Annotated in this window: 11 protein-coding genes; 4 read left to right on the forward strand and 7 right to left on the reverse strand. The window is 72.1% G+C overall.

The window, feature by feature from the left end; genetic code table 11:
• The first annotated feature begins 24 nt into the window (after positions 1-24).
• Together WN71_RS13445 and WN71_RS13450 are read left to right on the forward strand one after the other, a co-directional pair.
• Entirely contained in the window at positions 25-1,497 is a 1,473-nt protein-coding gene (locus WN71_RS13445) for an APC family permease (protein WP_046586191.1), read from the forward strand.
• Between the two features lie 196 nt (positions 1,498-1,693).
• Entirely contained in the window at positions 1,694-2,464 is a 771-nt protein-coding gene (locus WN71_RS13450) for a polysaccharide deacetylase family protein (protein WP_046586192.1), read from the forward strand.
• Between the two features lie 82 nt (positions 2,465-2,546).
• Here the strand turns inward: WN71_RS13450 and WN71_RS13455 are convergent, their stop codons facing one another.
• Both WN71_RS13455 and WN71_RS13460 read right to left on the reverse strand, forming a co-directional pair.
• The gene (locus WN71_RS13455; protein WP_046586194.1) at positions 2,547-2,804 is read right to left on the reverse strand and encodes a hypothetical protein; all 258 of its coding nucleotides are present in this window, start codon (positions 2,802-2,804) and stop codon (positions 2,547-2,549) included.
• On the reverse strand, positions 2,791-3,105 hold the full coding sequence (locus WN71_RS13460) for a DUF6400 family protein (protein ID WP_079177839.1): 315 nt from the start codon (positions 3,103-3,105) through the stop codon (positions 2,791-2,793). Before WN71_RS13460 ends, WN71_RS13455 begins: the two co-directional genes overlap by 14 nt.
• Before the next feature lie 145 nt (positions 3,106-3,250).
• Here WN71_RS13460 and WN71_RS13465 point away from each other — a divergent pair, with 145 nt between their 5' ends.
• Positions 3,251-4,060, forward strand: coding sequence for a ribonuclease BN (locus WN71_RS13465; RefSeq protein WP_046586195.1), 810 nt, complete (start codon positions 3,251-3,253; stop codon positions 4,058-4,060).
• A 3-nt stretch (positions 4,061-4,063) separates the two neighbouring features.
• Here the strand turns inward: WN71_RS13465 and WN71_RS13470 are convergent, their stop codons facing one another.
• From WN71_RS13470 to WN71_RS13490, 5 genes are all read right to left on the reverse strand, one after another.
• Positions 4,064-5,158 (reverse strand): NAD(+)/NADH kinase, encoded by a 1,095-nt coding sequence (locus tag WN71_RS13470; RefSeq protein ID WP_046586240.1) that lies wholly within the window; start codon positions 5,156-5,158, stop codon positions 4,064-4,066.
• Between the two features lie 210 nt (positions 5,159-5,368).
• Complete coding sequence (gene pgm / locus WN71_RS13475; RefSeq protein ID WP_046586196.1) at positions 5,369-7,009, reverse strand: phosphoglucomutase (alpha-D-glucose-1,6-bisphosphate-dependent); 1,641 nt, start codon at positions 7,007-7,009, stop codon at positions 5,369-5,371.
• 176 nt (positions 7,010-7,185) lie between these two features.
• A complete protein-coding gene (locus tag WN71_RS13480) occupies positions 7,186-7,698 on the reverse strand; it encodes a hypothetical protein (RefSeq protein ID WP_046586197.1) in 513 nt (170 codons plus the stop codon).
• A 209-nt stretch (positions 7,699-7,907) separates the two neighbouring features.
• Positions 7,908-10,130, reverse strand: coding sequence for a catalase/peroxidase HPI (katG, locus tag WN71_RS13485; RefSeq protein WP_046586199.1), 2,223 nt, complete (start codon positions 10,128-10,130; stop codon positions 7,908-7,910).
• Positions 10,131-10,163: 33 nt separating this feature from the next.
• A complete protein-coding gene (locus WN71_RS13490) occupies positions 10,164-10,604 on the reverse strand; it encodes a Fur family transcriptional regulator (RefSeq protein ID WP_046586201.1) in 441 nt (146 codons plus the stop codon).
• 451 nt (positions 10,605-11,055) lie between these two features.
• Here WN71_RS13490 and WN71_RS13495 point away from each other — a divergent pair, with 451 nt between their 5' ends.
• Positions 11,056-12,423 (forward strand): chitinase, encoded by a 1,368-nt coding sequence (locus WN71_RS13495; RefSeq protein WP_046586203.1) that lies wholly within the window; start codon positions 11,056-11,058, stop codon positions 12,421-12,423.
• Positions 12,424-12,450 lie beyond the last annotated feature (27 nt).

The following is a 12,450-nucleotide window of genomic DNA, read 5'->3' on the forward strand; positions in this document are numbered from 1 at the left end:
GACGCATCGCCAAGGAGCCACCCCATGCCCGACGCCGGAGCCGTCGACCCGTCGCCGACGCCGGGTCCCGCCCGTGGCGCGCCCCAGCGGCTGCGCGGCGGCGTCCTCGGCATGGCGGACATCGCCGCCGCCACCATGGCCAACGTCGGCCCGGCGATGAGCTTCTTCTTCGGCTTCGCCTTCCTGTCGACCACCGCCGGCGTCGCGTCGCCGCTGACGATCGTCGCGGCGGGCGTCGCGGTCGCCCTCCTCGGCAACACCCTCGCGGAGTTCTCACGGGCGCACCCCTCGGCGGGCAGTTTCATCACGTTCGTCGGCCGGACGTTCGGGCCGGTCAGCGCCGTGACCACGGCGCTGCTCGCCGGCCTCGGCTACATCGTCGCGATGGCGTCGGTGATCGCGATCTCCGGCGGGTTCGTGGAGATCACCCTGCACCACTACACGGGGATCGACCTGCCGTGGATCGTCTGGACGCTGCTGCTGACCGTGCTGTCGGTGCTGCTCATGCTCCGCGGGATCGTGGTGTCGACGAAGTGGGCGGGCTGGTTCTTCGGCGTGGAGATGCTGATGCTGGTCGTGGTCTCGGTCGCGGCGATCGTGAACCACGGCGGGCACCTCTCGGCCGATCCGTTCCTGCCCTCGCACCTCGACCGCGGCCTGGACGGGCTGGCCGCCGGGTTCCCGCTCGCGGTGTACCTCTTCATCGGCTGGGAGAACTCCGCGGCCCTCGCCGAGGAGACGGCGAACCCGCGCCGCAACGTCGGCCGCGCCGTGTTCCTCTCGATCGCCATGATGACGGTCAGCTACGTGCTGTTCTCGTACGCCACCGTCACCGGTTTCGGCTACGACGTGAAGGCGCTCGGCGCCTCCCCCATCCCGTTCGTCGACGTCGCCCGGGACACCCTCGGCTCGCTCGCGTTCGTCGCCTACCTCGGCGGGCTGACCTCCACCCTCGGGGTGCTCATCGCCGGCATCAACTCCCAGGCCCGGCTGGTGTTCAACGCGGGCCGTGAGGGGCTGCTGCCGTCGTTCTTCGGCTATGTGCACCCCACCCGCCGTACGCCGACGAACGCGATCGTCACCTTCGCCGCCGTCTCCCTGCTGATCATCGGCGGCTGGGGCCTAGGGCATCTGCTCGGCTCCGGCGGCGGCCCCATGGACCCCGTGCTGTTCTTCACGGAGTCCTCCAGTCTGGGCACCATCCTGATCCTGCTGGTCTACCTCGCGTCGAACGTCGCGCTGCCGGTGTACTACCGCCGTTACCGGCCGAGCGAGTTCCGGACCGTACGGCACCTGGTGCTGCCCGCGCTCGGCACGCTCGCCATCCTCGTCCCCCTCTACTACCTGGCCAAGCCCGGCCAGCCGGCGCCGTACAGCTGGTTCCCGGTCGCGGCGCTCGCCGCGCTGGTCCTCGCCGTCGGCTACGCCGCCCTCCTGGTCCGTCGCGACCCCGGGCTCGCCGACCGCGTGGGCTCGGTCGTGGCGGACGCGGAGTGACAGACCTGGACGATCCGGGGCCCGCGGCGCCCGCTTCGTCGCGGGCAGCCCGCGGAATTGTCCGCGAACGGTAACGGGCGGAGCCGATCGGCGCCGTTCGCCGTCCTCCGTGCTGACACGAACGGAAACGCTCGACGCGGCACGGCAGCACCGGCCGCGGTCGACGCGGGGGAACACGGCAAGGAGCGGGGCGGGCATGGGGCGGCGTGGCGGGCGGGGATGGTACGGCCGGGTGTTCGCGGCGGCGGTGGGGGTGACGGCGGTCGCCGCGGTCACGTCCGTGTGGACGGCCGAGGCGGGTCCGGTCAGCACGGCCGGGGCGGGCAAGGCCGGGCAACACACGGCCCACGCCCCGCAGAAGGCGGTGTCGGTGGAGATCGCGCACGCCTCGGACCGCGGCGCGCGCGGCGTCAACATCACCATCGACGACGGGCCGGACCCGGTCTGGACGCCCCAGGTGCTCCAGGTGCTGAAGGAGTACGGCGTCAAGGCCACGTTCTGCATGGTCGGCACGCAGGCCCAGGCGCACCCCGACCTGGTGAAGGCGGTCGTGGCGGCCGGGCACCGGCTGTGCGACCACTCCGTCTCGCACGACACCACGATGGACAAGAAGCCCGAGTCGTACCAGTCGAAGGAGATCGTCGACGCCGAGCGGATGATCACCGAGGCGTCCGGCGGGGTCCACCCGCAGTACTACCGGGCGCCGGGCGGCGCCTTCACGCCGTACAGCCGGAAGCTCGCCGCCTCCCACGGGATGCGCCCGCTGGGCTGGAACGTGGACTCCAAGGACTTCGAGCGGCCCGGCACCGACGCCATCGTGGCCACGGTGAAGTCGGAGATATCCAACGGCCCGACGCTGCTCTTCCACGACGCGGGCGGCGACCGCTCCGAGACGGTGGCCGCGCTGCGGGAGATCCTGCCCTGGCTGAAGGAGCAGGGTTACCGCTTCGGGTTCCCGGTGCGCTGAGCGACGCCCGGCGAGTCCCGGGCCGCGCGATCACGCCCCGCGCGGCCCGCGTCCCCGAGGACCGGGCCTCCGCGACGGCCCGTCAGGCCCGCCCCGGTCCGCCGGTCACGCGCCTCCAGCCCGAGCGGGTCGCCCCGAACCCGCTCTCGTGGTCCCAGATCGCCGTGCACGAGGGGCACTGGAGATGCAGCAGACTGCCCGTGTTGGACAGCAGATAGCGCCAGTGCGCCGAGCAGGTGCGCCGCTCCTCGCACGTCGCGCAGCCGTCGCTGTCGTCACAGTGCGGGCACCGCACCCACGCGCGGCGCCCGATGTCGGCCTGCGGGTCAAGAGGCAGCACGGCCGTCCCCCCGCTCCGGAAGCACACCGGCGGCGACCAGTTCGTCGTGGATCCGCTGCTGCTCCTCGCTGAGGCCGGAGTAGAGCAGGTCGTTGGCGGCCTGCTCGTCGCGCAGCACCGCGACGGGGTCCCAGTCGGGGCCGAGCGCGTCCATGACCAGGGCCCGACGGGTCATCTCGTGCGCGCCGAGGTCGACCGAGAAGGCGACCGGACCGGACGCGTCCGGTCCGGTGGACTCGCCGTGGCGCGCGCCGCCGAAGTCGTCGTCACCGGCGGCAGGAATGGGACCATGGGAGGACATGCGATCGAACCTAGGCACCCCCGGCCCGTCCGGGCAAGGCCGGGTGGGCGACGTCACAAGCCTCTGACCAGCGGCGTCGCCCGCGCGGTGGGCCGTGGAGTCGGCACGGGCACACCCTGGAGCGTGCTGGAAAGGGGGCGCCACCATGGCACGGCCGGGTCCGCTGGGCATGGGGGATCTGATCCGCCGTGGCAGGGAACTGGAGCTGCTGCACCGCGCGATGGGGTTCGCCACGCTGGCGTTCGTCACGCTGGCGCCGCTGCTGATCGTGGTGGCGGCGGCCGATCCGCTGGGGCACCGCGGGTTCGCGCTGTGGCTGGTGGACGGGATGGACCTCTCCGGACGCTCCGCCCACGTCCTCGCCGACGTCTTCACCCCGCCCCGCCGGGTGATCAGCACGACCAGCGTGTGGAGCGGTCTGCTGCTCGCCGTGTTCGGCCTGTCCTTCGCCGCCAGCGTGCAGAACGGCTACGAGCGGATCTGGGGTCTCGCGGCCGGCCCCTGGCACCGGATCTGGCGCCAGGCGGTGTGGCTGGTCGCCCTGACGGTCTATCTGTACGTCCAGGTGGAGACGCGGACCGTGCTCGACGGCACCTACCGGATCATCATCAGTACGGCGACCGGGGTGCTGTTCTTCTGGTGGGGCCCGTACTTCCTGCTCGGCGGCCAGGTGCGGCTGCGCGACCTGCTGCCGGGCGCGGTCGCCACGATGGCCGGGCTGGTGGGCCTGCGCGCCTTCTCCTACCTCGTGTTCACGCCGCTGATCGTCACCAACGCGGCCGGGTACGGCGCCATCGGCATCGTCCTGGTCGTGGAGTCGTGGCTGATCGGGGTCGGGTTCGTCATCCACGGCGGGGCGCTGCTCGGCCAGTTCCTGCGTGAGCGGTTCGGGCACGGCCCGCAGGAACGCCCGCCCTCGGCACCGGGTCCCAACGAGCTGTACGCGCCGCGCTGAGCCTCAGCGCGCCCAGCTCGCGTCCCCCTGCGCCTGCGACGGGTCGTCCGGGCCGGTGAGCAGGGCGAGATGGGCCAGGTCGCCGGGCGGCGGCGTGGTCATCGACCACAGCGGCGCGGGGCTGCCGTCGGCGATCGCGGCGGGCGCGTCGGTGAGATTCATCCGGTCCCGCAGCCGGCCGTAGAAGTCCATCGGGCCCAGCCGTACCGCCCGCAGCCTGCGCCGCGCCGCGTACACGCCGATCCAGTCGCCCGGGTCCAGCACGCCGCGCACCTGCCCGTCCACCGAGACCGCCGCGCGGCCCGAGCGCTCCAGCACCCGCAGCCCGACGGGTTCGTCGGGCGCCGTCACGACGGAGCGGTCGAACGTCATGTGCGGCGCGACGGGCGTGAAGACGAGCGCCTCCGCGCGCGGCGAGACCACCGGGCCGCCCGCGGCGAAGCTGTAGGCGGTCGAGCCGGTGGGCGTGGCGACCAGGAGCGCGTCGGCGGAGTACGACGCGAGGAGCCGTCCCGAGACGTACACGCCGACCGACACCTGCCGGTCGCGGGAGAGCTTCTCCAGGACGATGTCGTTCAGTGCCAGGACGTCGAGCGGGATGCCCCACTCGTGGTCGGTCTCGCAGTCGGTACGCACCCGGGGCGCGGGCAGCAGCGGCCCGCGCCCGTAGTCCAGCAGCGCCTCCATGTCGGCCGGCACCTCCAGCCGCCGCGACGCGCGCACGGTGAGCAGCATCCGCTCCTCGACCCGGTGCCGGTCGTCGCGTACGGCGTCCAGGGCGGCCCGTACGGCGGCCGCCGGGACCTCGGTGAGGAAGCCCACGCGCCCGAGGTCGACACCGAGGACGAGCGCGTCGGCCTGCGCGGCCAGCCGGGCGCCGCGCAGGAAGGTGCCGTCGCCGCCGAGGGTGACGATGACGTCGGGGCGGCCGGCGTCGGCCACCTCGTCGGCGGCGCTGCGCCTGCCGCCGTCGTGCCAGACGTCGATGTCCGCGCAGGGCACGCCCTGCTCGGCGCACCACGCGCGGACGACATCGGCCGCCGCGACGGCCTCCGCACGCCCGCCGTGCACGACCAGACCGAGCCGGTTCACGCTCACGTCGTCCTCCGAGTCGTCCGCGGCCGTCCGCCGCACCGTCCGCGCGGGGCTGTCGCGTGAGCCTCTCCCACGGCCCGGCCCACGCTCAAGCGACGCGCCACAGGGGCTGCGGTTTGGCCTCGACCGGGGGCAGGGCGCGCCCGGCCGGGCGCCGTTTCCCGTCCGGTCCGCGTCGCGGTTCCCGGCCGGCCCGCGTCCGCCCGCCCCGGGTCAGCCGCCCAACGCCGCGAGCACCACGGCCTTGGCCTCCTCCTGCACCCGCGCGAGGTGATCGGTGCCGAGGAAGGACTCGGCGTAGATCTTGTACACGTCCTCGGTGCCGGAGGGCCGGGCCGCGAACCAGGCGTTCTCGGTGCCGACCTTGATGCCGCCGATGGCCGCCCCGTTGCCGGGGGCCTCGGTCAGAACGGTGGTGACCGCCTCACCGGCCAGCGTCTCGGCGGTGACCTGCGCCGGGGAGAGCTTCGCGAGCAGCGCCTTCTCCTCGCGGGTGGCGGGCGCGTCGATGCGGGCGTACGCGGGCTCTCCGAACCGGGCGGCGAGATCGGCGTAGTGCTCGGACGGCGTCCGGTCCGTCACGGCCGTGATCTCGGAGGCGAGCAGGGCCAGCAGGATGCCGTCCTTGTCGGTCGTCCACACCGATCCGTCGCGGCGCAGGAAGGACGCGCCCGCCGACTCCTCGCCGCCGAAGCCGATGGTGCCGCCGAGCAGCCCGTCGACGAACCACTTGAACCCGACCGGGACCTCGACGAGTTCGCGTCCGAGGTCGGCGGCGACGCGGTCGATCATCCCGGACGACACCAGCGTCTTGCCGATGCCCGCGCCGGCCGGCCACTGCTCGCGGTGCCGGTAGAGGTAGGAGATGGCGACGGCGAGGTAGTGGTTGGGGTTCATCAGGCCCGCGTCCGGGGTGACGATGCCGTGCCGGTCGGCGTCGGCGTCGTTGCCGGTGGAGATCCGGAAGCGGTCGCGCTGTTCGATCAGGGAGGCCATCGCGTACGGCGAGGAGCAGTCCATGCGGATCTGCCCGTCCCAGTCCAGCGTCATGAACCGCCAGGTGGGGTCGGTGTGCGGGTTGACCACGGTCAGGTCGAGGCCGTGCTGCTCGGCGATCCGGCCCCAGTACGCGACGGACGCGCCGCCGAGCGGGTCGGCGCCGATGCGCACCCCGGCCGCCCGGATCGCGTCCAGGTCGAGGACGTTCGGGAGGTCGCCGACGTACGCGCCGAGGAAGTCGTGGCGGCCGGTGGTGTCGGCGGCGAGCGCGCGCTCGTAGGGGATGCGGCGTACGTCCTTGAGGCCGCCGGAGATGACCTGGTTGGCGCGGTCCTGGATCCAGGAGGTGGCGTCGGAGCCGGCCGGGCCGCCGTTCGGCGGGTTGTACTTGAAGCCGCCGTCGGCGGGCGGGTTGTGCGAGGGGGTGACCACGACGCCGTCGGCGAGGCCGGCTGCGCGGCCGCGGTTGTGGACGAGGATGGCGTGCGAGACGGCGGGGGTCGGCGTGTAGCCGTCCTCGCTGTCGACGAGCACGCGCACGCCGTTGGCCGCGAACACCTCCAGGGCGGTGACCTTGGCGGGCTCCGACAGGGCGTGCGTGTCGGCGCCGAGGTAGAGGGGGCCGTCGGTGCCCTGGCTCTCGCGGTACTCGCAGATCGCCTGGCTGGTGGCGGCGATGTGGTCCTCGTTGAACGCGCCGGCCGTCGAGGAGCCGCGGTGCCCCGACGTGCCGAACGCGACGCGCTGGGCGGGGTCCGCGGGGTCCGGGTGCAGTGCGTAGTAGGCGGTGACCAGCCGGGCCACGTCCACCAGGTCCTCGGGTCCGGCCGGCCGGCCCGCTCGCTCGTGCGGCATGGGTCCACTCCTCCGCGTCCGTAGATCGTTCGCTGCACGCCCCATCTTTCCTTCCCACCTCGGGAACGCGCGAGTACGGGTCCGCGTGCCGCGCTTCTCGTGGGCGGGTGCGGGTCCGTCGTGGCTGGTCGCGACCACGACGCGCCCGCACGTCGCGGAGCGAGGTCGGCGGCCGTTCAGTGGTGCAGGGCGACCTTGAAGGAGATGATCATCAGGCCGAGGAACAGGTTCACCACGGCCGAGACGGCGACCAGGTGCCACGGAGCGCCGGCCCGCCGCGCCGCCGCCGCCGACCAGCCCATCTGCCCCGCCACAGCGACCACGATGGCGAGCCAGATCGCGCCCTGCGTACCGAGCCCGAACAGGGGGCTGACCGCCACCGCGAGGGCGGGCGGCACGGTGGCGTTCACGATCGGCCATTCCTCGCGGCACACCAGCATGATCGTGCGCCGGTCGAATCGGCGCTGCGCGAGCCGCGCGCCGAACAGCTGGGCGTGCACGTGCGCGATCCAGAACGCGATGCCGGAGAGCAGGAGCAGCAGGACGAGTTCCAGGCGCGGGAACTCGCCGAGGGTGCCGGCGCCGACCACCACGGAGACGGCGAGCATGGAGCCGTAGACACCGCCGGTGTAGTCGGCGTGGGCGCGCGCCTCGCGCTTGGTGGCCGGGAGGGTGGTGTGCTCGGTCACCCCTCCAGCTAGCCACAGCCCGACGGGCGCGGCCTCCCCCGCGGCGGGTGAGGCACGGGCGGCGAAAGCGGCCCGAGGGGCACCGGGAGCGCGGCCCGAAGGGCAGCAGGGGCAGGGACGCGGCGCCGTAAAAAGGGACGTCCGGGCCGGCCCGCGAAGGGCCGGCCCGGACGGGTCACCGGCGGTGAGCCGGAAGGGTCAGGCGATCGTCACGCGATGTCGAACCGGTCGGCGTCGGAGACCTTGACCCACGCCGCGACGAAGTCCTCGACGAACTTCTTCTTCGCGTCGTCCGAGGCGTAGACCTCGGCGAGGGCGCGCAGCTCCGAGTTCGAGCCGAAGACCAGGTCGGCGCGGGTACCGGTCCACTTGACCTGACCGGTGGCGTCGTCGCGGCCCTCGAAGACGTTCTGGTCCTCGGAGACCGACGACCACGTCGTGCCCAGGTCGAGCAGGTTGACGAAGAAGTCGTTCGTCAGCGTGCCCGGGGCGTCGGTGAAGACGCCGTACGACGTGTTCTGGTGGTTGGCGCCCAGGACGCGCAGGCCGCCGACGAGGACGGTCATCTCCGGGGCGCTGAGGCCGAGCAGGTTGGCGCGGTCGAGCAGCAGGAACTCGGCCGGCAGGCGGTTGCCCTTGCCGAGGTAGTTGCGGAAGCCGTCCGCGGTGGGCTCCAGCGCCTCGAAGGACTCGGCGTCGGTCTGCTCCTCCGTGGCGTCGACCCGGCCCGGGGTGAAGGGCACCTCGATCGCGTGACCGGCGTCCTTGGCGGCCTTCTCCACGCCCGCGGCGCCGCCGAGGACGATGAGGTCGGCGAGGGAGACCTTCTTGGCGCCGGTGTTGAAGTCGGCCTGGATGCCCTCCAGGACGCGCAGCACCTGGGCGAGCTCGTCGGGCTCGTTGACGTCCCAGCCGGCCTGCGGCTGGAGGCGGACCCGGGCACCGTTGGCGCCGCCGCGCTTGTCGCTGGTGCGGAACGTCGAGGCCGACGCCCACGCGGTGGAGACCAGCTGCGACACGGTCAGGCCGGAGTCGAGGATCTTGGCCTTGAGCGCCGTGACGTCGGCGGCGTCGACCGGCTCGCCCTCGGCCTGCGGCAGCGGGTCCTGCCAGATCAGCGTCTCGGCCGGGACCTCGGAGCCGAGGTAGAGCGACTTCGGGCCCATGTCGCGGTGGGTCAGCTTGTACCAGGCGCGGGCGAACGCGTCGGCGAACTCGGCCGGGTTCTCGTAGAAGCGGCGCGAGATCGGGCCGTAGATCGGGTCGAGACGCAGCGAGAGGTCGGTGGTGAGCATGCGCGGGGCGCGGCTCTTCGACGCGTCGTGGGCGTCCGGGATGGTGCCGGCGCCGGCCCCGTCCTTGGCGACCCACTGGTTGGCGCCGGCCGGGCTCTGCTCCAGCTCCCACTCGTACTCGAAGAGGTTCTTGAAGAACCCGTTGCTCCACTGGGTGGGCGTGCTGGTCCAGGTGACCTCGAGGCCACTGGTGATCGCGTCGCCGCCCTTGCCGGTGCCGTAGGTGCTCTTCCAGCCGAAGCCCTGGGCCTCGATCGGGGCGGCCTCGGGGTCGGCGCCGACGGCGTCCGCGGGGCCCGCGCCGTGGGTCTTGCCGAAGGTGTGACCGCCCGCGATGAGGGCGACCGTCTCCTCGTCGTTCATCGCCATGCGGCGGAACGTCTCACGGATGTCGCGGGCCGCGGCGATCGGGTCCGGGTTGCCGTTGGGGCCCTCGGGGTTGACGTAGATGAGGCCCATCTGGACGGCGCCGAGCGGGTTCTCCAGCTCGCGGTCGCCGGTGTAGCGCTGGTCGTCGAGCCAGACCTTCTCGGGACCCCAGTAGACGTCCTCCTCGGACTCCCAGACGTCCTCGCGGCCGCCGCCGAAGCCGAAGGTGTCGAAGCCCATGGACTCCAGGGCGACGTTGCCGGTGAGGATCATGAGGTCGGCCCAGGACAGCGCCTTGCCGTACTTCTTCTTGACCGGCCACAGCAGGCGGCGGGCCTTGTCCAGGTTGCCGTTGTCCGGCCAGCTGTTGAGCGGGGCGAAGCGCTGCTGGCCGGCGCCGGCGCCGCCGCGGCCGTCGCTGATGCGGTAGGTGCCCGCGCTGTGCCAGGCCATACGGATCATGAACGGGCCGTAGTTGCCGAAGTCGGCGGGCCACCAGTCCTTGGAGTCCGTGAGGACCTCGGCGATGTCCTGCTTGACGGCCGCGAGGTCGAGGGTCTGGAACGCGGCGGCGTAGTCGAAGTCCTCACCGAGGGGGTTGGCCACGGCGGGGTTCTTCGCGAGGATCTTCAGGTTGAGCCGCTCGGGCCACCACTGGCGGTTCCCACCACCCTGAGTCGGGTGCAGCGCACGGTCGTGCGCCACCGGGCAACCACCTACGCCGTCGGTCTTGGCGTCGGTGACGATGGCATCAGGGTTCTCGGACATCGGAATCCTTCCGGATCAGGCAGTACACAGAGCTCAGGAACCGCCGGCGGCGGCGGAACACACGGGGCACAGGCCCCAGTAGGTGACCTCGGCCTCGTCGATCGAGAAGCCGTGGTCGTCGGACGCGGTCAGGCAGGGGGCGTCGCCGACCGCGCAGTCGACATCGGTGACGGCACCGCAGGCACGGCACACGACGTGGTGGTGGTTGTCGCCCACGCGACCCTCGAACCTGGCCGGATGCCCGGCCGGCTCGATGCGGCGTATCAGCCCCGCCGTGGTCAGTGCGTGCAGAGCGTCATAGACGGCTTGCAGGGAGACGTGGCCCACACGGTCGCGCACACCGGTGGCGATCGCCTCGACACCGAGGTGGTCGCCCGCCCGGACGGTGTCCAGCAGCGCGACGCGGGCGGCCGTCACCCGAAGGCCGACACCGCGCAGCTCCTCGGCCGTGGTCGGAGTCTGGGATGCGGTCATGTGCAGAACCTACCCTCACAAACACGAATGGTTCAAGAAAACGAAGTGTACAAGTCTGATGTGTCGCGGCAGATGGCGTTCACACCGGGTGACGACGGAGTGACGGCGGATGCCCCGAGCCGCACCCCTTCGCATCGGCCCGCGACGAATCATCGGATACGGCGGCCCGTGGGTCGCGCACGCGCGCCGCGGCGCGCGGACCGCACGTCGTCGAAAAGTGACGGCCGGCCTCCCCGGGGGCCGGTGCGGGGATCGGCGGGAACGCCCCGCGCACGGCGTACGTAAGGCCCTCACTCGCTCAACTCACTTACCTCGATTCTTACTTCATCTCTTGACGGAAGTGGTCCATACCTTTAGGTTCACCGGTCAGTTCCGCCTCTCCTGTGGCGCCCCGGCGTTCACGAGGTGACGTCGATCCGGCGCCCGACCCCCCACGAAAGGCCGCCCTCACATGGCCAGAGCCGTACCCACCGCTGCCCTCTCCACGTTGTCCATAGCCGCGCTCACGCTGTCCGCCAACCTCTTCGCCGCCACTCCCGCCCAGGCCGCGACCGGGACGATCACCGGTCTCGCGGGCAAGTGCCTCGACGTCGCCGGTGCCTCCTCCGCCGACGGCACGGCCGTCCAGCTCTACGACTGCAACGGCACCGCCGCCCAGCAGTGGACGGTCGGCTCGGACGGCACGATCCGCGCGCTCGGCAAGTGCCTCGACGTCACGGGCAATTCGACGGCGAACGGCGCGAAGACCCAGCTCTGGACCTGCACCGGCGGCGCGAACCAGAAGTGGACCGTCAGCGCGGCGCACGACATCGTCAACCCGCAGGCCGACAAGTGCCTCGACGTCACCGACAATTCTTCCGCCAACGGCGCCCGCGCGCAGATCTGGACCTGTACCGGCGCCTCCAACCAGAAGTGGACGGCCCCCGCGGCGGACGGCACCACGCCGTCCGCGCCGATGGCCGTGGCGCCGTACCTCTACAACGGGTGGGGCAGCCCGCCGAACCCCTCCACGATCACGAGCGCCACCGGAGTGAAGTGGTTCACGCTGGCGTTCGTGCTGAGCAACGGCTACTGCAACCCGCAGTGGGACGGCAGCCGTGCGCTGACCGGCGGGGTCGACCAGCAGACCGTGAACACCGTGCGCGCGAACGGCGGTGACGTCATTCCCTCGTTCGGCGGCTACAGCGGAAACAAGCTGGAGAGCTCCTGCTCCAGCGCGGGCGAACTCGCCGGCGCGTACCAGAAGGTGATCAACGCCTACGGCCTGAAGGCGATCGACATCGACATCGAGGCCGACGCCTACAGCAACGCCACCGTGCAGCAGCGCACGGTGGACGCGCTGAAGACGGTGAAGGCGAACAACCCCGGACTGAAGGTGTACATCACCATCGGCACCGGCCAGAGCGGGCCCGACACGAGTCTCATCAACCGGGCCGCGTCCTCGGGGCTGACCGTCGACGCCTGGGCCATCATGCCGTTCGACTTCGGCGGCGCCGGCCAGAACATGGGCAACCTCACCACACAGGCCGCCGAGGGCCTGAAGAACGCGCTGAAGAACGCCTACCACTACAGCGACGACCAGGCGTACCGGGACATGGGCATCTCGTCGATGAACGGGGTCACCGACCAGAACGAGACCGTCACGGTCAACGACTTCCGCACCATCCTCGCCTACGCCCAAGAGCACCACCTGGCCCGGCTCACCTTCTGGTCCGCCAACCGCGACCGGCCCTGCACCGGTGCGGGCGCGGACAGTTGCTCGGGCGTCTCGCAGAACGATTGGGACTACACGCGCGTGTTCGCCGGATACACGGGCTGAACCAGGCCCTCCCGCGGCGGGCCGAGC

It is taken from the genome of Streptomyces mangrovisoli, from assembly GCF_000974985.2.
Lineage (GTDB): Bacteria > Actinomycetota > Actinomycetes > Streptomycetales > Streptomycetaceae > Streptomyces > Streptomyces mangrovisoli.